Source organism: Wolbachia endosymbiont of Tribolium confusum, from assembly GCF_020405475.1.
In the GTDB taxonomy this organism is placed as follows: Bacteria; Pseudomonadota; Alphaproteobacteria; order Rickettsiales; family Anaplasmataceae; genus Wolbachia.
On the sequence record NZ_JAIZNT010000001.1, the window covers coordinates 283561 to 304586 of the forward strand.

General features: G+C 35.0%; 19 protein-coding genes and 3 tRNA genes. 5 read left to right on the plus strand and 17 right to left on the minus strand.

Going from position 1 to position 21026, the window contains the following annotated elements; genetic code table 11:
* Window positions 1–900 precede the first annotated feature (900 nt).
* From LEM02_RS01410 to LEM02_RS01440, 7 genes are all read right to left on the minus strand, one after another.
* Window positions 901–1044, minus strand: a complete 144-nt coding sequence (locus LEM02_RS01410; protein ID WP_226079406.1) for a hypothetical protein — start codon at window positions 1042–1044, stop codon at window positions 901–903.
* Between the two features lie 435 nt (window positions 1045–1479).
* Entirely contained in the window at window positions 1480–2079 is a 600-nt protein-coding gene (gene petA / locus LEM02_RS01415; RefSeq protein WP_006014178.1) for a ubiquinol-cytochrome c reductase iron-sulfur subunit, read from the minus strand.
* 94 nt (window positions 2080–2173) lie between these two features.
* On the minus strand, window positions 2174–4876 hold the full coding sequence (gene gyrA, locus LEM02_RS01420; protein WP_226079407.1) for a DNA gyrase subunit A: 2703 nt from the start codon (window positions 4874–4876) through the stop codon (window positions 2174–2176).
* Window positions 4877–4927: 51 nt separating this feature from the next.
* Window positions 4928–5000: transfer RNA gene (locus LEM02_RS01425), tRNA-Val, on the minus strand.
* 64 nt (window positions 5001–5064) lie between these two features.
* The gene (locus tag LEM02_RS01430) at window positions 5065–5931 is read right to left on the minus strand and encodes a tetratricopeptide repeat protein (protein ID WP_226079408.1); all 867 of its coding nucleotides are present in this window, start codon (window positions 5929–5931) and stop codon (window positions 5065–5067) included.
* Window positions 5932–5999: 68 nt separating this feature from the next.
* Window positions 6000–6398 carry a DUF1284 domain-containing protein gene (locus tag LEM02_RS01435; RefSeq protein WP_369409589.1) on the minus strand — a complete coding sequence of 133 codons (399 nt, stop codon included), beginning with the start codon at window positions 6396–6398 and terminating at the stop codon, window positions 6000–6002.
* Window positions 6395–6922, minus strand: a complete 528-nt coding sequence (locus tag LEM02_RS01440; RefSeq protein WP_226079410.1) for a biotin transporter BioY — start codon at window positions 6920–6922, stop codon at window positions 6395–6397. The genes LEM02_RS01435 and LEM02_RS01440 overlap by 4 nt, the downstream gene beginning before the upstream one ends.
* Before the next feature lie 111 nt (window positions 6923–7033).
* On the opposite strand from LEM02_RS01440, the gene LEM02_RS01445 reads away from it, so the two are divergent.
* The gene (locus LEM02_RS01445; RefSeq protein WP_226079411.1) at window positions 7034–7591 is read left to right on the plus strand and encodes a nitroreductase family protein; all 558 of its coding nucleotides are present in this window, start codon (window positions 7034–7036) and stop codon (window positions 7589–7591) included.
* Here the strand turns inward: LEM02_RS01445 and LEM02_RS01450 are convergent.
* Window positions 7567–8712, minus strand: a complete 1146-nt coding sequence (locus LEM02_RS01450) for a glycoside hydrolase family 5 protein (protein WP_226079412.1) — start codon at window positions 8710–8712, stop codon at window positions 7567–7569. The two genes, LEM02_RS01445 and LEM02_RS01450, sit on opposite strands and share 25 nt — an antisense overlap.
* Before the next feature lie 72 nt (window positions 8713–8784).
* On the opposite strand from LEM02_RS01450, the gene dapF reads away from it, so the two are divergent.
* The gene (gene dapF / locus LEM02_RS01455) at window positions 8785–9579 is read left to right on the plus strand and encodes a diaminopimelate epimerase (protein ID WP_226079413.1); all 795 of its coding nucleotides are present in this window, start codon (window positions 8785–8787) and stop codon (window positions 9577–9579) included.
* A 6-nt stretch (window positions 9580–9585) separates the two neighbouring features.
* On the opposite strand, the gene sucD is transcribed toward dapF, so the two are convergent.
* The 8 genes from sucD to hemF form a co-directional block, all read right to left on the minus strand.
* Complete coding sequence (gene sucD / locus LEM02_RS01460) at window positions 9586–10467, minus strand: succinate--CoA ligase subunit alpha (RefSeq protein WP_226079414.1); 882 nt, start codon at window positions 10465–10467, stop codon at window positions 9586–9588.
* Between the two features lie 3 nt (window positions 10468–10470).
* The gene (gene sucC, locus LEM02_RS01465; RefSeq protein WP_226079415.1) at window positions 10471–11631 is read right to left on the minus strand and encodes an ADP-forming succinate--CoA ligase subunit beta; all 1161 of its coding nucleotides are present in this window, start codon (window positions 11629–11631) and stop codon (window positions 10471–10473) included.
* A gap of 30 nt (window positions 11632–11661) precedes the next feature.
* The gene (gene rpsU, locus LEM02_RS01470; protein WP_015588134.1) at window positions 11662–11862 is read right to left on the minus strand and encodes a 30S ribosomal protein S21; all 201 of its coding nucleotides are present in this window, start codon (window positions 11860–11862) and stop codon (window positions 11662–11664) included.
* A 198-nt stretch (window positions 11863–12060) separates the two neighbouring features.
* Window positions 12061–12134, minus strand: a tRNA-Pro gene (locus LEM02_RS01475).
* Window positions 12135–12256: 122 nt separating this feature from the next.
* On the minus strand, window positions 12257–12952 hold the full coding sequence (locus tag LEM02_RS01480; protein ID WP_226079416.1) for a 16S rRNA (uracil(1498)-N(3))-methyltransferase: 696 nt from the start codon (window positions 12950–12952) through the stop codon (window positions 12257–12259).
* A 32-nt stretch (window positions 12953–12984) separates the two neighbouring features.
* Window positions 12985–13056 (minus strand) — tRNA-Glu (locus LEM02_RS01485).
* A 68-nt stretch (window positions 13057–13124) separates the two neighbouring features.
* Complete coding sequence (locus LEM02_RS01490; RefSeq protein WP_226079417.1) at window positions 13125–14306, minus strand: hypothetical protein; 1182 nt, start codon at window positions 14304–14306, stop codon at window positions 13125–13127.
* An 82-nt stretch (window positions 14307–14388) separates the two neighbouring features.
* Window positions 14389–15213: an oxygen-dependent coproporphyrinogen oxidase gene (gene hemF / locus LEM02_RS01495; RefSeq protein ID WP_226079418.1), complete on the minus strand. Its 825-nt coding sequence runs from the start codon at window positions 15211–15213 to the stop codon at window positions 14389–14391.
* Between the two features lie 160 nt (window positions 15214–15373).
* On the opposite strand from hemF, the gene LEM02_RS01500 reads away from it, so the two are divergent.
* From LEM02_RS01500 to LEM02_RS01510, 3 genes are all read left to right on the plus strand, one after another.
* The gene (locus LEM02_RS01500; RefSeq protein WP_226079472.1) at window positions 15374–17854 is read left to right on the plus strand and encodes a response regulator; all 2481 of its coding nucleotides are present in this window, start codon (window positions 15374–15376) and stop codon (window positions 17852–17854) included.
* A gap of 86 nt (window positions 17855–17940) precedes the next feature.
* The gene (locus LEM02_RS01505; RefSeq protein ID WP_226079419.1) at window positions 17941–18783 is read left to right on the plus strand and encodes a ParA family protein; all 843 of its coding nucleotides are present in this window, start codon (window positions 17941–17943) and stop codon (window positions 18781–18783) included.
* Window positions 18780–19646: a ParB/RepB/Spo0J family partition protein gene (locus tag LEM02_RS01510; protein ID WP_226079420.1), complete on the plus strand. Its 867-nt coding sequence runs from the start codon at window positions 18780–18782 to the stop codon at window positions 19644–19646. The genes LEM02_RS01505 and LEM02_RS01510 overlap by 4 nt, the downstream gene beginning before the upstream one ends.
* Window positions 19647–19730: 84 nt before the next feature.
* Here the strand turns inward: LEM02_RS01510 and ispD are convergent, their stop codons facing one another.
* Entirely contained in the window at window positions 19731–20936 is a 1206-nt protein-coding gene (gene ispD, locus LEM02_RS01515) for a 2-C-methyl-D-erythritol 4-phosphate cytidylyltransferase (RefSeq protein ID WP_226079421.1), read from the minus strand.
* Between the last annotated feature and the right edge of the window lie 90 nt (window positions 20937–21026).

The following is a 21026-nucleotide window of genomic DNA, read 5'->3' on the forward strand; positions in this document are numbered from 1 at the left end:
GTGGGTTCGTCCCCTTTCTATCTTCCATAACTCCTGCTCTCAGCCATCCTTTTATTATTTTCTTCAAAGTTGGTGTGGTATTGAGTTTTTCTTAGCAGTGCGTTATGATCAATGCTATCAACAAGCAACTAGGAAATATCAAAGCATCAAGTATGTATGCTGTTTTCTTCCAAGTGCGATGAATATGGCTTCTATCGCATCCCGACATGATCTAATTTCAGGTCTAAAAACCATAAGTGTTTGGCCCAAATTTTGCCTCCCATTCTGGTTCTATTGCCATCTTAACAAGTGTTTGCCTCGATCTGTTATTGTGGGTATCCCAAGTGGACGCTGCTCCAGCGGTTTGCTAGGGTTTTGGAATCCAGACTCGTCTTGATGGTTTTGCTTTTTCTCTAATATCTAAAGAATGTGCTAGTTGCAGCCTTTGGATTGAGATTAGCTTTTCCTGTCAATACCTGCAGTCTTTTTTTCCCTATTGTCTTGCCATTTTTCTGACAGCGAGCATTCTTGCACTTGTTGATTTTTTAGTAATAACCTGATTGTGCATCTTTTGATATTGTTACATTTTAGCTCGGTAAATTCGCTTTTGTAGCTTAAACGAAGATTTCGCTTTGCGCTAGGGGGTTTCGTTCATTCATACCTAACATTTTGCTGGTTCATAACATATTAACCACTACTTACAACTTTACCTTTCCAAACTATAGTGTCCACGTCAGCATATCCTAAGTATTACCTTTAGTATTTCTTCTTGGACAACTTTTCACATAGAAGCTTGCGGTTAGCTACCTGCTCATTACACTAAAGTGATAATAAGAACTTTATGAGATTACCCTGTTCCATAAAACTGTTTCATGTTAGACTTAGGTTCTACTTTTTGCCGGGAGACAAGTTACATCTTGATCAATCGCATAAACATTGATCACCTATTTTCTCCGTACCTTTATTTATGCGTATCAACCTTTTCGCATATCTTCGATAACGACAATTCAAAACATAAGTTCCTTTCGTAACCTTATCTAACTTCTTCTTGAAGGGATTTACCATTGGGTTTGGTATTACCTCCTTTTAACCCATGCTTGCATCCTAAAGGTTGCCAATCTTTAAAATATGGGTTACAATTTCAACCAGATGTTATGGTGGATGGAATTTAACCATCACGATTTCATGACTCCCAGGTCGCACTTATGCTATCTAACTCAAAATCTTGATAAAATGCAGAAAAGTTTTTTTAATTTCAGCTCCATCCTCGAAGAGTTAGAAAATAACTTTAAGCAAGTTAGTCAGAATTTTTCTGACGCAAAGGAACAAGTTTTAAATTTAGCTGTCAACTCTGAAGATTTGGTAGGCAAGTTTCTTAATTATCACCCGAATATGTGTATAGTATAAAATTAGCTTGATAGACTTCAAGAGCTTTGCCTATGAAGTCAGTGTGCTTCTTGAAATGCAATATACTTTTATTACTTTAATTATGAAAATCCGTTAAGCCTTCTTGCCAATTACTACAATATTTTCACTTGGAAAAAAGTAGTCAGGTATAGCCATGTTTTTTGGTGCAGGACCGCCAATTACTCGGCCTGATGTGTCATAATATGAACCGTGACAAGGGCAGAACCAACCGTTGCCGTCTTTTGTAGCGTGATCAACTGGTACACATCCAAGATGGGTGCATATTCCAATCATAATTAACCATTCATCTTTCCCTTTGTATACTCTTTTTTCATCTGATTCAGGATCTCTCAAATTTTCTGCATTTATGGCTCTTGCAGCCTCAATCTCTTGTTTTGTGCGCTTGCGGATAAATACTGGCTTACCTTGCCATTTTACCTTTTTTCCTTGTCCTTCTTGAATATCAGATAGATTAACCTCAACCGTAGACATCGCTAAAACCTCAGCAGAAGGATTCATAGACTTAACCAATGGCCAAAGACCGCTTGCAGCTCCTATACCTGCCATGGCACACGTAGTTAATGTGATAAAATCTCTTCTACTCTTATTTTTGGCAAAATCTTTAACAAGAGATGTTTTTTTATTCTTCTCATTCGTCAATGATTTTTTATTTTTAGTTAACTTCTTATCCATCAATCTCTACTTGAACATAGACATATATTTTAATTTAAATACTATAGATTAATCAATAGAAATTTGCACTATTTACTTAACCTTTGCTATACAGTTAAGAAGAAACAGAGTTTTCAATTTCGGAAATACTATCTTCAGTGGAATCAGGATCCTCAATTTTCGCTACTGACACCACCTTTTCTCTACTCTCTGTTTTAAACAGAGTAACTCCCTGAGTACTACGTCCTGCAATTCTAATTTCATTAACCGAAATGCGAATTAACTTTCCTTTATCTGTAATAAGCATCATGTTATCATCCTGCTCAACTGGGAAACTAGCAACAACATTGCCATTTCTGCTGGTAGTAAGGATATTCGTAATACCAACACCTCCCCTACCTGTTACCCTATATTCATACGCAGAAGTTCTTTTGCCAAAGCCATTTTCAGTAATAGTTAATATGAATTCCTCATTAAGTGCGAGTTTTGAGAATAATTTGTTCTCTATTCCTAAATCATTCAAAGTTTTTTCTAATTTAGAATCAATTGAGTTGTTGGTTGCAGCTTCCAGCCTTTTTGCAAGCGGAACTCTTAAGTAAAGTTCTTTTGTTTCTGTTGCAATACCTATGCCGTTTAGTATGGTCATGGATATCACGCTGTCATTTTTTGCAAGTTTGATACCTCTTACGCCATCTGAATTGCGACTCTTAAATTGACGCACATCACTTACAACAAATCTGATGCTTTTTCCAAGTGTTGTTGAAAGTAGAACATGATCAATTTCGCTACATACTTTAACTGATATTAATTTATCCCCTTCATCAAGCTTTATTGCTATTTTTCCATTGCTTGGAATATAGTGAAAATCCGCCAAGGAATTACGCCTTATGTTCCCATGAGCAGTAGCAAAAACTATATTTTGATTTTCATCATTCTCACTTGGAAGCGGCATAATGTTAGTTATAGTTTCACCATCGCTAAGTGGAAATATATTAACAAGCGCTCTTCCACGTGCAGTTGGTTCTGCAAGAGGCAGTTTGTAAACTTTCAATCTGTAAACTCGACCGATATTAGAAAAGAATAAAAGGCTAGTATGAGTATTTCCAACAAATAATTTTGTGATTACGTCCTCCTCTTTTAATCCCTGTCCTAGCTTTCCCTTTCCACCACGATGCTGGGTTTTATAATGAGAGAGTTTCACACGTTTGATGTAACCATTCATAGTTACGGTCACTACCATATCCTCTTGTGGAATTAGATCTTCAGCTTCGATGTCCATATCTGATTCTTCTATTGAAGTTTTTCGCGGCACAGTAAATCTGTTCTTTATTTCTTGTAGATTGTTTTTTATTTCTTTCATCAACTTCTCTACTGAGCCAAGAAAAGCGATATATTCTTTTATCAGGTTAATCATTGAACTTAGCTCAGCTTCTAATTTGTCTTTTTCAAGGCCTGTTAAACGTTGCAATTTCATGTCAAGAATAGCTTTCGTTTGCAGCTCAGTTAATCTATATACTCCGTCTTTCAAAAAGCTCGTGCTGTCTGAGATTAATCCAATAATTGTGCTTATCTCAGCTGAAGTTTTCCATTCTTTATTTAAAAGTTCTCTACTTGCTTCCGCAGGATCTTTTGCACCACGGATGATTTTCATCACTTCATCTATGCTCAAGACCGCAATGTAGAGCCCTATATATATATGAGCTTTTTCCCTCGTTTTTCTCAGACGAAACTCTGTTCTCCTGATTAATACTTCTTTTCTAAAATCAATAAAAGCAGCTATAATTTCTTTCAACGACATCAAAGCAGGCCTGTTGTTGTTGAGGACTAAAGTGTTAACACTAAAACTACTTCTTAGTGGAGTTAGTCCCAATATTTGATTAAGTATAAAACTTGCTTCAGCATTTCTTCTGAGGTCAATTACTACCCTAATACCAGACTTATCAGATTCATCCCTAATTTCTGTTATGCCATCAATTCTTTTTTCTTTTACAAGCTCACCTATCTTCTCAATTAATTTTACTTTATTTACCTGGTAAGGTATTTCATCAATCACTATTGCTTGCCTATCTTGTGGCAGGTCTTCCATGTGAGTCTTGCCTTGCACAACAATTGATCCACGACCCGTTGCAAATGCTGATCTTATTCCAGACCTTCCAAGAATTGTTCCCCCAGTTGGGAAATCCGGTCCTGGTATCACTTCAAGTAACTCATCCAAAGTAACTTCAGGATTATCTATATATAACATACAAGCATCTATTATTTCTCCAAGGTTGTGAGAAGGAATATTGGTTGCCATACCAACTGCAACACCGCTTGCACCATTTACCAATAGATTCGGAAATTCTGCAGGCAGTACAACAGGCTCTGTTTCATTTCCATCATAGTTTGGCCTAAAATCAACTGTATCTTCGTCAATATCATTTAGTAAAAAATGCGACACTCTGTGGAGCCTTGCTTCTGTATATCGCATTGAAGCTGGCGGATCTCCATCTATCGAACCAAAGTTACCTTGCCCATCAATAAGTGGTAAAAGAAGAGAAAAATCTTGAGCCATCCTGACCAAGGAGTCATAGATAGCCATGTCACCATGTGGGTGATATTTTCCCATTACATCCCCAACTATACGAGCTGCCTTTTTATATGGCTTACCTGCATCGAACCCAGCCCTCGACATTGCATATAATATGCGCCTATGAACAGGTTTAAATCCATCTCGCACATCAGGTATAGCTCGACTTATGATCACACTCATTGCGTAGGAGAGATAAGAATCCTCTAGCTCTTTCACTATTGAAACTGGTACTATGTTGTCTTGCATTTTCTATACTTTGATTGAAATAATTGTAATATTAATATTCAACTAGGCTAATGGGCAATGACAGACTTGAACTGCCGACCTCCTCGGTGTAAACGAGATGCTCTACCAGCTGAGCTAATTGCCCCTCTAGATATAATTCTATAGTTCAATGTTGTTGTTGTAAACAAAAATAGCGATACAAGCAACTCTTATGGAATCGCTGGGTGCGCACTATGGAGTTGTATAAATTTTAGTCTTTCTGCTACTTTATATAAAGGTATTCTTTCACTTGCATTGTTTGACATGTTCAACAACTTTGAATAAAATACTGTAGCATTTTTAAAATCTGAGAGCTTATCTAGAATAATAGCTAAATTATAGGTATAAAAAACATTGTTTTGATCTAGAGAAATTGCTGCCGTCATATATTCTTTAGCTTTTATGTAATCCCCTTTTTTCATATAGATCAAACCTAAATTTGCTGATAAAGAGGCGCTATTTCTGAGTGTATCATACAATTTCAACATTTCACTCAATGCTAAATTAGGATCATATTGTGAGATTATCGTCAGAAAATTCTTTAATACATAAGGGTTGCTAGGATATTCTTTTAACAGTCTTGTGTAAATCTCTACAGCTTTTTTAAATTCTTTGTTAGCGTAATAGATATTCCCTAGTCCAATTAAAGCACTTTCATGATAAGGAAATTTTGCGATAATCTGATTGAGGAGAGAAGTAGCTGTTTCACTATCTCCTAACTCAAAGGAATCTTTTGCTTTTTTTAAAATAGAGTATATGTCAAAATTCTTGCCAGAATTCTGCGAAATTTTGATATTAAATTTGTCACTTTTTCTCTCGATAACATCAAGATCTTTATATTTTTTATCAGCTTTTATATGCTTGACAACACTACCAAAGACCTTCTGTATCTCCAAATTTTCACTAGCATAGATAACAGAAGACCTCCATAAAATCACAACGCAAATTAACATGCAGACAAACATAGATCCTAGTGTTGTGGCATTGGCTGCAGCGCGTAACCAGTAAATCTTATTTCTTTGAACTATACGCAACACATTACAAATTCATAAATGCTAAATTACTTATCTAATATAATAATAAAGATATTATTAATTGGCAGATACTATTTAGAATGAGTTAAAAGAGCACTTCTACACATTCCATATGATTGCCAATTACACTCCTCACATGCGTAGTCAAATTTCTCTAAAGACATTTTCTTTCTAATTCTTTTTACTGCTTCACTCCAGGTCAAAATCTCGCCAATTTTTATTCCTAAAATTTCCATATGCCTTCTATCTAGCTCTAAAACTTTAGCTTGTGTGGTACATTTACCTTGTTTAGTCTGGTTTGGGCAAACACTACAAATAGTGTCAAGATTATCAACTACTTCAATTTTAGTATTAGAATCACTAATTACTTTACTTGCTATCTTTTTGTAATTTTCTACAAAGCTCTGAGAATATCCATACCCTTGAAATGCAAGAGTGCACATAAAATGATGAGGACGAAACCTTATCACTTTTTCAAATACTGCAAAGCTGCTACAAGTAGAAAAATTTTTACCAAACCAGGAAGGATGAATGGTAAAACACCTACCATTATTGCTTGTTTCAGACCCACGTAAATAGTAAGCCAACTAATACCACAAATAAAGATTACGACTGTACCCGCCAGACAACTTAAAGAATTACACATAAATGATTTATATTTAGAGTTCAGTAATTCATTTACTCTGCTCATTATTACAACAGCAACTAAACAGCCAATCAAATATCCACCTGTTGGCCCGAGAAAAATGTGATGACCACCAGAAAAATTCGCAAAAACAGGAAATCCTGCTGCACCAAGTGATAGATATGTAAGCACAGAATAGAATGCTGTTCTGCGGTTAAATTTAAGCCCAATAAGCATCACTCCTAAAGTTTGCAATGTGATAGGCACAGGCTGCAATGGTATGCTTACTTGAGCCATTAGAAATAAGAGTAAAGTACAAGAGAATATTTCAATCAGTATTAATTTGCTGCTAGATTGTGTTATGAACATACCTTACTCAGTAAAAATAATTCTAGGTATAATATATACATATATGCTAAGAGGTTTTGCAATTTAAATTTTGCTTATATTGTGCTACAATAAATTATTTATAAATTAAAAATGATAAGCAAACGGGATCTGTTATTATTGATGAAAGCAAGGCACAGCGGACGTTCATACGATCCTACAAGAGCAGTATCTCAGAAAGAAATGGATATTCTAATAGAAGCTGTAAGGCTGACTCCTTCATGTTTTGGTGATGAACCTTGGAGATATGTGATATGCAATAAACAGAGCAATAAAAACGCATGGGAAAAATTGCTTAATTGCCTTGATGAATCTAATCAAAAATGGGCAAAAAATGCACAAGTATTGATTATCTCCCTAAGTGCTAAGAATTTTCGCAAGCCTGAAAAAGGAGAAAATTTTTGGGCTAAGCATGATACTGGCGCAGCAAATTATGCATTAATGCTACAAGCTGCATCGATGAACTTGATGGCACATCAGATGGGTGGTTTTGATAAGGATAAAATAGTAGAAAGATTTAACATACCTGATGATTTTAACATAATGTCAGTGATAGCAGTTGGTTATGAGGGAGAGGGTGCTGAGGTCAAAGAAAAAAAAAGAAAGCCAATAAAAGAAATATTCTTTTATGACGAATGGCCAGCGAGCTGACTTGACCACTCTCCTCTTAATATCTTAAAAATTGAATTATTTGGCAAATAATTTTTTTTCATCCTACCCTCTTCAATTGCTTGCCAATCTTTCCACGATAATTTCTTACTTCCAAGTTCATAGTCCATACCATCCCATGTATCTTCTCGAAAGCCATAAACAGCAAAATGCCAATTATATTCATTAAAAATAGAAGTAAGATCTCGAAAATAGTGCTCTAATCCTTTTGAGCAGCGGTGCCCGCCAAACTCTCCAGCAAGGATCTTATAATCTGGTATATTATACCTCTTTTGGAAAATTTTTACAGGTTCTATATATGATTTTAACTTATCTTTATTCCAATATTCTACTTTTTTTGCATCAAAAGATTGAACATGTCCAGGGTAGGCAAAGTTACCTTGGTTTAATTTTAAGTTTGTATAAGCAAAGGGCTCATATATATGAAATGAATAAAGAACATTTTTATCACTAACTGGTTCAAATTTGTTAAAAGTATTAGAGTCAGCATAACTGCTGCTATCAAGTATTATTGGGGTCTCTGAGTCAACTTGGCGGACACTGTTTACCACGCTGCTATAAAAGCCAAATAGATTCTTCTGAACTTTGCTTTGTTCTACGTTATAAATAGCCGAATCTGCAGTATTATAAAGCCTTTCTGGATGTGGTTCATTTAAGATATTATATCCAACAATAGCAGGATGATCTTTAAGCTCTTTCGCAAGATCTTGCCAAAATTTTGCTGCTTGTTTTTGAAAAGCTTGATCTGACCATAAACGTAAATCATCTTTATCGTTATTATTTTGCTTCCATCTAGATCCAGGTAAGCTAAGCATCGTTAATACTACTGGTATTTTTTGTTGATGAAAAGCATCTAAAACATCTTTCAGAACTTTCAGGTCTTTGGAAATCAGGCCCGGATAATTGTCTGCATTGCCTAAGAGGAAGTCACGTTGCGTAGTTTCAAATTTGTCAGGAGCAAGACGAATAAAACCAATTTTGTATTCCTTTGCTGCTTTGATTAAGTCACTATCAACTTTTCTATTGAAAACATTTGCTCCCTTTCTAACTCCAGTTTGCCAAAAGAGCATTTTGCTGTTCTCCGGTATTGACTTAGCACTCACATTACAGAAAACTATAGAATACAAAACAGCTGTAATTAGAAGAAAAATTTTCACTTATATAATTTTGCTATAATGGTAAGTAACCTAACAGATAAGATCCAGTTTGTAAAGATGCACGGTACTGGCAATAGTTTTGTTATCATAGACTCACGTTCAGCAAATAATTTAGACTGGAATTATAGACAAATTGCTGATCAAGGCAGGTGTGATCAAGTGATAATTATAACAATGTCTAATGCTGCAAACTGCTTTATGCATATCTACAATGCTGACGGTAGTCGAGCTGAAATGTGTGGAAACGCAGCACGCTGTGTTGGATATTTGATAATGTTAGAAAAAGGTACTGAATATATCACTATTGAGCTGATAAATAATCGTATCTTAGAATGTTTTAAAGTAGGTGATAAATCAATAAAGGTCAATATGGGTAAACCACTGCTTAAATGGAATGAAATTCCTCTTTCTTGTGAATGCGATCCCCTTTATCTACCTATAGAGCTTGAAATGCTGAAAGAGCCAGTTGCAGTAAATATTGGTAACCCTCATATAGTTTTTTTTGTTGATAACATAAGCGAAATACCATTGCAGAATTTAGGACCAAAGCTAGAAAATCACAAATTATTTCCTCAGAAAACAAATGTTAGTATTGCACAAATAGAAAAATCTGGAGAAATAAACTTAAGAGTTTGGGAAAGAGGAACAGGTATTACTGCTTCTTGTGGTAGTGCGGCTTGTGCAGCATTTGTTGCATCTATACTTCGTAAGTGTTTGGCTACTAAACAAACTTCAGTACATTTACCAGGAGGTCAGTTACTGATTGAGTGGTCAAAAAATATACTGATGACTGGGGATATAGGGTTTTTATGACCTAGGCTAGGCACTGACACTCATTACTTCTAACACCTTTTTACCAATCACAGCAGGGGTTTCTGCAATCGCAATCCCAGCACTGCGCATAACCTCTAACTTTGCACCAGCACTTCCACCACTAGAGGAGATAATAGCCCCAGCGTGCCCCATACGTCTTCCTGGAGGTGCTGTTTGACCTGCTACAAAACCAACGATTGGCTTTTTAGTTTTTTCTGTTTTCACAAAATGTGATACATCCTCTTCTTCGTTTCCACCTATTTCACCAATAACTACAATACCATGAGTGTCATTATCTTTTAAAAACAACTCCATACAATCAACAAACGTCATACCATGGACAGGATCCCCTCCAATTCCTATACATGTTGACTGACCAAGACCAACAGCGGTTGTTTGCGCTACCGCTTCATAAGTTAAAGTTCCAGAGCGAGACATAATTCCTATATGTCCACGTTTGTGAATATGTCCTGGCATAATCCCTATTTTGCATTCTCCGGGTGTAATAACCCCTGGACAGTTTGGGCCAATCAATCGACTGTTTGAACCAGCGAGAGCGTGCTTTACCTTTACCATGTCAAGTATAGGAATGCCCTCTGTGATGCAAACTATTAATTCTATCTCTGCATCTATTGCCTCAAGTATTGCATCAGCTGCAAATTTAGCAGGTACATATATCACAGTAGCATTCACGTCAGTTTTTTCTTTAGCTTCTGCTACGGTATTAAAAACTGGTAAATTAAGGTGAGTGCTTCCACCCTTGCTAGGAGTTACACCGCCAACCATTTTGGTTCCATAGCTAATTGCTTGTTCTGAATGAAATGTACCTTGTGCACCAGTAAAGCCCTGGCATATTAATCTTGTATCTTTATTTACTAAAACAGACATATTCTACTTCACCTCTTGTACTATTTTCTGTGCAGCCTCGTCAAGTTCGTCTGCAGCAATAATATTTAGCCCTGACTCTTCTAAAATTCTTTTTCCTTCTTTGAAGTTAGTGCCTGATAATCTAACCACTAAAGGGACCTTAATATCTATTTCTTTTGCAGCTTCAACTATTCCATTTGCAATGATATCACAACGCATTATACCGCCAAATATATTAACCAAAATCCCTTGTACATTACTATCAGATAATATAATTTTAAATGCTTCAGTGACAGTTTCCTTACTTGCTCCACCACCAACATCTAGAAAGTTAGCAGGCTCTGCCCCATAGTACTTTATTATATCCATTGTTGCCATAGCAAGACCTGCACCGTTCACCATGCAACCAATATTGCCATCCATTTTTATATAACTGAGACCATGCTTTGAAGCTTCTATTTCTTCTTTGACTTCTTCATCGTAATCACGTAGGCTCACGATTTCTGAATGACGGTATAGAGCATTGTCATCAAAATTAATTTTAGCATCAAGTGCAATAAAACCTCCAGCATTCGTTTCAACTAGTGGATTAATTTCTATCTGGCTCGCATCAGTTGTAATAAACGCATCATATATATTTTTTGCAATATTCGTTACCTTTCCTATTTGTTCTGAACTCAGATTAAAGCTATTGCAAAGCTTATTGTTATCAAGACTTGTAAAACCAGTAGCAGGGTCAATATCAAACTTCACAATTTTTGTAGGAGAATTTTTTGCCACTTCTTCGATATCCATTCCACCTTCTGAAGAAAATATAAATACTAGCCTGCTAAGCTTTGGATCGACTACTAGACTCAAATAGTACTCTTTCTTAATGCTTGAGCCTTCTTCAATGTACACTTTTCTTACTTGCTGCCCGCTTGGCCCTGTTTGATGAGTAACTAAAGTCATACCAATCATGTCCTCTACAAACTGTTGAGCTTCTTCAACTGACTTTGCTAGCTTTACGCCACCGGCTTTACCCCTACCACCTGCATGAATTTGAGCTTTAACCACAAACACATCAGATTTTAGTTGATTTATTTGAGTTTCTACTCCTTCTGCAGATGTAGCAACAAAACCCTTTGGTACCGGGACATTAAACTTGTGTAAAATTTCCTTTGCTTGATATTCGTGAATATTCATAAGATAACTAATTATTAACCTTAGTAAAAACTACCAACCATAACGCTGTCTTCTGCATTCTTGCTGATACCTCTTTTTCCTTGCTTCAGCTTTTTTTTTAGCTGTTTTCTCTGATTTCTTTTCGTGATATTTTTTTTTCATTTTGAGCCCTCTTCCTTCCTTTTGAATTATTTTTTTCAACACTGGAAGAGCTCTATCTACATCACCATAATGGACTGATACTTCAATCAAACTCTATACCTCCTTCGGTAATCACTTCAAAATCCATTTATAAATTAGAAAGTTAACATTGTCAATTATTTTATAAACTTGAGCAATAGAATATGATATGCAGTGATTTATATGAAAAAAGCTTCATTTTGTTGTCAATCATTTACTTGGTGATAAAAATTGCTCTTAGGTTACAGTGCTCTTGTAATTTTTCTAATCTCGGGGCGGAGAGATTTGAACTCCCGACCCTTTGGTCCCAAACCAAATGCGCTACCAGGCTGCGCTACGCCCCGACTTCTTTACTAAGAGTATCGATAGTTCGGAAAAATGCAAGTTTCATTTATTTCTTTTAGGAAAAATATAATGCAGATTTCTTTATATAGAGTGTCAAGTTGCACTAGCCATATTAAAAAATCTAGCTATACCAATTGGTGAAGGTTAATGCAGCAACTACAGCAGTATCAACTCTCAAAATTCTTTTTCCTAGACTCAGTTTCTGACAAAATTTATTGGCAGAATCAAGTTCGTAAGACGAAAAACCACCTTCGGGGCCAACAATAATAGCAACGTTTTTCTTGCCTTTTAGAACTTTATTAGGAGGTTGTCCTTCACCTGTTTCATCACACAAAACAAAATTTTTATTCTGGGAATCGGATAATTCACAAAAATTAATAGGAAGAAAAATCTGTGGTATACTTGTCCTACCTGATTGTTCCGCAGCTTCAATTGCCTGTAATTTTGCTCTACTTAGGTTAATGTTTTTTACTACTGTACGTTTTGTTGAAATAAATTGAATGCAGGTTACTCCCATTTCAGTTGCTTGTCTTACTATGTTGCTTAAGGCGCCGCTTTTTACCAGAGCACAATACAAATATAGATTTTTTTCATGTTGTTGTTGTCTAGTGCGTTCTTTTATTATAATTTTTGTCGATTTACTTGATATATTCACTACTTCTCCTAACCATTCTCCATCCTTTCCATTAAAAAGATAGATATTATCATGCTTCTTAAGCCGCATTACATTGTAAATATAGTGACTTTGTCGTGGATGAAGCGCCAAACTTACATTTTGTGATAAAGCTTCTTCAACATAAAGCCTAATTTTTTTCATTCAAAACTTTAGTTATTTTCATTCTGTTTGAGTGACTCTTACGGGATTTGAACCCGTGTTGCCACCGTGAAAGGGTGGTGTCCTAACCACTAGACGAAAGAGTCAACTTGAATCTAACTGAGTTATATCGATTATACATATAAAGTCAATTCAATTATTTTGAATCACACAGTTAGAGTGATATATCAGTGATTTTATATCGACAGCCTCCTATTACCCCATGTTCAATGCTTACTGAACCTATCTCAGATTTAGGAGCTTTAGATCCTAATTCTAATTTTTGTTCAACTTTTGTATCTGAATCATAGCCAGAATCGTATCCAGAATCTCTACGCTCATATTTATGCTTTATTTCTTCTACATTGAAACCAGCTTTGGTCCAAATTTTTCGGTCATGGGTCCGTTGCTGATTGACAAATCTACCAGAGTTTTGTTCATTTAGTTCCATTTGTTCTTGCCACTTCTTTACTTTATCTTGCACTAGCCCGTGATAAGTCCCAGTATTAGCCTTTATATCCTTTACTTTCCTTCCTGCTCTTTTTTTGAGTAAATCTACTTTAGCATAAATAGGCTCTGATTGCTCTTTATGATTTAAGTTAGCGGACTTTTTTTGCTCTGAGAAATTATCTACATCTTCATAAATAGGTTCTCCTGATATACTAGAATAACCACTATCTTCCAATGATAAATTTTCAGTAGATCTTTTATGTGAATCATATACTTCAGCATAAATGGATTCTTCCGATACGCTCAACTCTTCTAATGAGTTACTAACCTTAGCGTCATACACCTCAGCATAAATGGGCTCTTTTAAAAGTAAAATATCATCATGCTCAAAAATTCTAGGAGGTTTTTGAGGTTTGAGTTTTCGCTCTACCACTACCTTAAGCCCATCAAAACCTTTCGTTTGTTTGAAAATTTCCGATATTTCCTTCCTTTCTTCAGCATTTTGAGGAATTGCACCATTTATTATTAACTCACCAAGAACGAGACAACATTTTTCTCTACGATCCTTTAGACTGTCCTTATCTCCGTACGGCATAGCTTCTGATACTATTTTGTATTGAAGAATTACATTTCCTATACTACCTTTTTCTATTTCATTAACATTTGCTCCAGCACTAATAAGTAACGTCATTACATTATGATCAAGATTTGTTACTGCATACTCTAAAGCTCGATTTAAAGTTTGATCATTATTCAAGTCAAATGACCCCTTGTTCCTAAAAGGATTAATTCTAGAAAAGAGTTTTTCAAAACTGTTTACTATATTATGAAGACTTAAAGCTAGCCTCACGCCTCTTATATTGCTATTTCTAGCGGATTTAATTAAAAAACTATCTACTATACCCATGATTGTACCCCTCTATATAAAAGCTCACCATTGTGGTACAATTTTAAACTACAACGATTTATTTTATATTAATAACCGCTTTTCACACCCACTTAACAAGAGGCGGCATCGACATCATAATTGCATCGGGGTTACCATTAGTCATTAAACCAAACCTTGTACCACGATCATAAAGAAGATTGAACTCCACATATCTGCCACGTTTTATCAATTGTTCTTCTCGTTGTTCTTTTGTCCAAGATTTTTGCATATGTTTGTGTATGATGTGTAAGTAAATTTCTAAAAAGGCTTCACCTACTGCTTTTGTGAACTCAAAATCATTTTTCCAGTTGCCAGAAGTTAGATTGTCATAAAAAATTCCACCAATACCACGTGGCTCTTTTCTATGTTGTAAAAAAAAGTAATCATCACATTGCTTTTTAAATTTCGGATAATATTCGATGTTGAACTCATCGCAAGTTGCTTTAATTGATTCGTGAATGTACTTGCAATCTCCCTCATCTTTATAAATTGGAGTAAAGTCCATTCCTCCACCAAACCATTGTTTTGAGGTATATATCAGCCTTGTGTTCATATGTGCTGCAGGGATAAGGGGAGATTGCATGTGAGACACTAAAGATATACCGCTTGCCCAAAACTCTCCATTGCTTTCACTTGCACCAGGAATTTCATTAATGGCTGAGTCTGCGAGCTTTCCGTATACTCTTGAAACGTTTACTCCAACTTTTTCAAAAATATTACCAAAGATAATTGTAGATTCACCACTTCCACCACCTGGTCGGTCCCATTTTCTTTTTTCGATCTTTGGTTCTGTGAATGACTGTGCCTCAATTGATAAGAAAGATTCGGTGATCTTGTTTCTTAGTGAGCAGAACCATTCAAATGCTTGTGTCTTTTGTTTTTCCATAATGCCTTCTTGTCGGCTTGTTAATATTGTTATATCCTATATTTACAGGACTTAATTAGACTGGAATAGTAATTACCCATCAAGGATGTTAATAAATCTATAATAATTAAATCAATATAGTAGAATATTTTTATATGTGCAAGAATGCCAAACAATAATAATGGGTAAAAGATACATAGATAACAAAAAAGAGAACAGAGTTGACTTCATACTAAGAAATTATGGGATGTCAATTATTGTGATGGCAGTCATTATGTTCTTACCTCCAATAGCAATATCAGTACTCTATTTTTCTAATGTATATAGTCAGCATGTTAATATAGAGATTAATTTATTAATTAGTACTCTAATGACTTTCTTTGTGGTATATAATATAAAACGTTACAAGTATCTACTTAATATCATAGAGTTTCAAAATGCAATATTTGCAAATGCGCTGAATCATAATACAGAGTTTTGTCTCATTTTACATAAAGATGAGGGTATTATTTATGCTGATGCGAGGTTCTACGAAAGGTTTAAAGATCACATAAACGATGATGTTACGCTAGATAAAATTCTTGAAGCAGGAGATGTTCCAGAAAAAGACAGAAAATCACTCTATCATGCGTTAAGAAATAACACTTCTGTAAAAGTATGTATTTCCTTAAGCAAGAAGAGTAGAATATCTAACTTTCTTTTGCTCTCTGAACCAATACCGGATAATCCACAAATTGCTATAAATAGTAATAAGACTTTAAATTTATCATTAGCCCCAATAGCAAGACCAAATGGGTATTTTGTACTGAAGGCAACACAGGTAAACAAAGAGCAGGTATATGAAGAGTTGATAGAGAAACACAATATAGCAACTTACGTTGCAAATACAAAAGGAGGTATCTTATCTGTAAATAAAAGATTTTTAGACATGTTTGAACTAAAAAAATTGGAAAAAGGTAGCTCAATCAATGATTTTATATCTCAATCTAAGTATGACGATACAATAACCAAAAATGAAATTATGTTTTTTACTATAAGCGGTGCTCCATTTAAGGCTTATATGAGTACTGCTATATTTTGTGATAAATACAATCATAGCTATATACACGGCTTTATAACACCAACTGAATCAAATATTGTTGATTATCAACTACACCCTTGTTTTATAAATTCGTCAATTGCTATTGCACAATGCGACATAAATGGCAATTTTATAAAGAAAAATATAGCATTAGTAAAACTTGCGGGGTCAAATAATGGTTCTATCTTTGCATTGATATCAGATGGTTATCATATGAAAGTGCGTGAATATTTTTTAAGTAATAGGATAAATAATGCGTCCTTTGATGTGCAGCTCAATGGCGGTAATAACATGAAAATATATTTTAATAAGTTTCTTCATAATAAAGTGATGTTCATACTTTGTTATTTTATTGATAATACTGAACGTAAAAAACTAGAGATAAAACTTGAGCATTATCAAAAGGTGCAAGCTATAGGGCAGTTAGCAGGTGGTATTGCACATGATTTCAATAATATATTAACCGGAATAATAGGATTTTGTGATTTGCTTTTACTCCAGCACTCAGCTAGCGATCCATCTTTTGGAGATATAATACAGATACAGCAAAATGCAAAACGTGGATCAAATTTAGTAAGACAACTGCTTGCTTTTTCAAGAAGACAGACTTTGCAGCCAAAGATTATTAATGTAAATGGTACGATAGCTAATCTTTATGAAATGATCAAAAGATTAATAGGTGAAAATATAAAATTTAATATTTATTATGGTAGCGATTTGGGTGCTGTTAGGGCTGACCAAGGACAATTAGAGCAAGTTATGCTTAACTTAGCAGTCAATGCTGGTTCTGCTATGGAAAAGGGGGGAGAGTTAACTATACGAACCTTTAATCAAAAGGTTGATTCATTAAATTCTACACCTCAGGATATGTTTTCTCCAGATAAGGAAACTATTGAACATGGGAATTATGTTGTGATTGAAGTGATTGATACTGGATGTGGAATGACGAGTGATATAATTGAAAAGGCATTTGATCCATTTTTTTCTACCAAAGATATTGCTTCTGGTACAGGTCTTGGCCTCTCTACTGTATATGGCATTATCAAACAAACCGAAGGATACATCTATGTTGCTAGCAAAGTGAATCATGGAACTAAATTTAGCATATTTTTGCCCATAGTTTACATATCGGATGAAAATGATAAAGAGGAAGATAGTAAAGAAATAGAGAAACCGGTAGAGATTAAAGGTAATGGTATAATTTTATTAATTGAAGATGAAGATTCAGTAAGGGAATTTACTGCTAAGGCTCTTACAAGAAAAGGATTTAATGTAATAGAAGCGAGTATAGGCAGCGAGGCACTAGAGATCATTAGAAAAAAAAATCGACACATAGATCTAATAATCACTGATGTAATCATGCCAGAGGTGAGTGGTCCAGAAATAGTTAAAGAAACATTGATACATAGGCCAAACATCAAAGTTATTTTTATTTCTGGGTATGCAGAGGATGCTTTTTTAAAGAGCGATGAAATCAATATAGAAGACTTCCATTTTTTACCCAAACCATTTACTCTGAATGAGCTAGGAAATAAGGTTCAAAGTGTGTTACACAAGACAAAAAAAGGCAGTTTACTTTGAGCATGATTGGCAACAAAAAAATTTTTCTAATGCAAAAATTTCTTGCATATATACAATAGAGTTATTTTATACATAAGATAAAAGGCGTGAGCAAGATCATTGCAATAGTAAATCAAAAGGGTGGAGTTGGTAAAACTACAACTAGTATAAATTTATCAACAGCCTTTGCTGCTGTGGGAAAAAGTACTTTACTGGTAGATCTTGACCCTCAAGGAAATGCTAGTACAGGACTTGGGATTTCTTATCGTAGCAGGGAAGAAAAAAATATATATAAAATACTGCTGAGCAGCGAAAGTGAATTGGTGGAATCGGCAATTTTCAATATAAAGGAAATTCCAAATCTATCGCTGATTTCATCAGTGGTTGACTTATCAGCCGCAGAAATTGAGCTATCACAACTTGAGCAGGGAAAATTCGTACTAAAAGATATGCTAGAGAAAGTACGTAATAATTATGAGTACATAATTATCGATTGTCCTCCATCACTTGGTCTGCTTACTATCAATGCTCTGACTGCTGCTGACTCGATTATTGTTCCTCTTCAGTGTGAATTTTTCGCTCTGGAAGGATTGAGCCATTTAGTTAAGACTGTAGAGCTGATAAAAAGAAATAACCTAAACCCTTTCCTGTTAATAGAAGGAATATTGCTCACAATGTATGACAGACGCAACAAACTTAGTGAGCAGATTAAAAATGATATTTGCCAATATTTAAATGATAAAGTATATAAAACTATTATCCCCTTGTATGAGACCATTATTCCACGTAATGTACGGTTATCAGAAGCGCCTTCTCATGGAAAACCTGCTATTGTATATGATCTTAAGTGTCCTGGTGCACAAGCATATATAAGTTTGGCAAAAGAAATTTTAAAGAAACACATGAGCATCTGTAAAGAGAAAAAGCTGATAAGTGAGGATGCAGCGTGAGGGACAATAGGCGCTTAGGTAGAGGTCTTGCTGGCCTCATAGGCGATAATTATGATAATAAAGAAGATCGGTTACCTATTTCATTACTACACCCGAGCAAATTTCAGCCGAGAAAATATTTTGATGAGGAGTCATTAAAAGAACTTGCAGGTTCGATAGAGAAAAATGGTATAATACAACCTGTTGTGGTGCGCAAAGATCCAAATAATGAAGGTTACGAAATAGTAGCAGGGGAACGTCGTTGGCGAGCAAGTAAGGTCATAAATCTTGATAGTGTGCCGGTTATCATAAAAGATTTAAATGACAAGGAATGCTTAGAAGTATCGATAATTGAAAACATACAGAGGCAAGATATTAATCCAATAGAAGAAGGTGAGGCGTACAGAAAACTAACAGATGAATTCTCCTATACACACGAAGAATTAGCCTCAACTTTAGGTAAAAGCCGCAGTCACATAACCAATATGATACGAATGCTGTCACTCCCTAATGGGGTAAAAACAATGATCAACGAGAAAAAATTGTCTATGGGTCATGCAAGAGCATTGATTAATGTTGAAAATGCGGAAAGTATTGCAGAAAGAATAGTTTCTCAGGGCCTGAGCGTTAGACGAACTGAAAAATTGATAAAAGACTTACAACAAAATAACGACCGAAAAGAGCATAAGTGTACTAAAAATCAAGATATGGCAGCATTAGAAGGAGCTATATCTTCTCAGCTTGGTTTAAAGATCAAAATTAATGACAGTAATTCTAAGGGTAAAGTCATGATACGTTATAACAACTCAAATGAATTGGATTTTATATTGAAAATTTTGAATAGAAGACTTGAATCAGCTATTAATGTTGAAAGTAGCTCATAGAAATTTCTTGACAAACCTTCCCACTTTCCTTGCAATGGAAGTGAAATGGTGGAGTTTGTCAAGTAAGTTATTTCGTTTCTACCTTCAATAAAAATTTGCACGCAATAGCACAGAAGCATACGTTGCTATTCCCTCATTTCTTCCAATAGAACCTAATTTTTCCGCTGTGGTTGCTTTGATATTTACGAATTCACCATTAATTTCTAATATTTTTGATATGAATTCCTTCATTCCTGCTTTGTAAGGCGATATTTTAGGCTCTTCACAAACTATAGTAATATCTAAATTAGACACGCTATATCCTTTTTCCTGTGCTTTTTTAGCAGCAAAGTCAAGAAAATGAGATGAATTGCAATCCTTCCATTTAGAGGAATTAGGAGGAAAATGTTCTCCTATATCGCCACATCCTAGTGCTCCGAGTATTGCATCAACGATTGCATGTATTGCAACATCACCATCGGAATGTGCCTCTATTGCCATATTATGCTCAATTTCCACACCGCAAATTTTTATAAAGCTCTTAGCATCATTTTGAATTTTAACAAATTTATGTATATCATAACCGGCTCCGACACGGAATTTTGACTCTCCAAAGAGAAGTTTTGCCATATTGATATCCTCTTTTGTAGTTAACTTAAAATTCTTTTTCTCACCTTCAATAATCGCAACATGTTTTTTATGCTCCACCATTAGTGATGAATCATCAGTAAATTCTTTGACTGATTGATGGCACGATAATAATTCTCTGAAATTAAAAATTTGAGGAGTTTGCATAGCTCTAAGTTTTTCTCTTGAAATCGTAGATTCAACGAAATTATTACTCACCAACGATATAGTATCCTCGACTTCTATTGCTGGAACTACTCCTGTATATTGACCACTAATCATAGATTCAATCAAGTTGTTTATTAGAATATTTGATACAAAAGGCCTACAAGCGTCATGTATAATAACAAAATCTGGATTGATCTTTTGCAAACTCTCCAGTCCAAGTTTAACTGAACTCTGCCTGCTTTTTTCTCCATATACTGGACTCAGCAATTTAGTATCTATAGTTGATGACGTAACTTCTTTATAGAAATCTTTTTGACTTTCATTCACTACCACTCTTATGTAACTTATGTACTGATTAGCTAAGAATTTTCTAATTGTGTGAAATAAAACAGACTTACCTGCAAATTTTACATACTGTTTAGGGATTTTGGCATTGCATCTACTGCCTACTCCTGCTGCAACTATTAATGCTGCTATCTTGTATTCCTCAAGTCTGTTAGTGTGCATGCTTATCATTTTCGTTGTTAATACAAGTTATCTAGCATTTTAAAAAAGTTTGATCCAATTCTCAAAAAAGAATATTCTTTTACTAGGTGTAATATATGT

Bases quoted from the DNA above. Each gene is read 5' to 3' on its own strand.
- ispD (WP_226079421.1), bottom strand. From the start codon at position 20,936: ATGATAAGCATGCACACTAACAGACTTGAGGAATACAAGATAGCAGCA.
- petA (WP_006014178.1), bottom strand. From the start codon at position 2,079: ATGGATAAGAAGTTAACTAAAAATAAAAAATCATTGACGAATGAGAAG.
- LEM02_RS01490 (WP_226079417.1), bottom strand. From the start codon at position 14,306: ATGGGTATAGTAGATAGTTTTTTAATTAAATCCGCTAGAAATAGCAAT.
- sucD (WP_226079414.1), bottom strand. From the start codon at position 10,467: ATGTCTGTTTTAGTAAATAAAGATACAAGATTAATATGCCAGGGCTTT.
- dapF (WP_226079413.1), top strand. From the start codon at position 8,785: ATGGTAAGTAACCTAACAGATAAGATCCAGTTTGTAAAGATGCACGGT.
- LEM02_RS01440 (WP_226079410.1), bottom strand. From the start codon at position 6,922: ATGTTCATAACACAATCTAGCAGCAAATTAATACTGATTGAAATATTC.
- sucC (WP_226079415.1), bottom strand. From the start codon at position 11,631: ATGAATATTCACGAATATCAAGCAAAGGAAATTTTACACAAGTTTAAT.
- hemF (WP_226079418.1), bottom strand. From the start codon at position 15,213: ATGGAAAAACAAAAGACACAAGCATTTGAATGGTTCTGCTCACTAAGA.
- gyrA (WP_226079407.1), bottom strand. From the start codon at position 4,876: ATGCAAGACAACATAGTACCAGTTTCAATAGTGAAAGAGCTAGAGGAT.
- LEM02_RS01500 (WP_226079472.1), top strand. From the start codon at position 15,374: ATGGGTAAAAGATACATAGATAACAAAAAAGAGAACAGAGTTGACTTC.
- LEM02_RS01410 (WP_226079406.1), bottom strand. From the start codon at position 1,044: ATGGTAAATCCCTTCAAGAAGAAGTTAGATAAGGTTACGAAAGGAACT.
- LEM02_RS01480 (WP_226079416.1), bottom strand. From the start codon at position 12,952: ATGAAAAAAATTAGGCTTTATGTTGAAGAAGCTTTATCACAAAATGTA.
- LEM02_RS01445 (WP_226079411.1), top strand. From the start codon at position 7,034: ATGATAAGCAAACGGGATCTGTTATTATTGATGAAAGCAAGGCACAGC.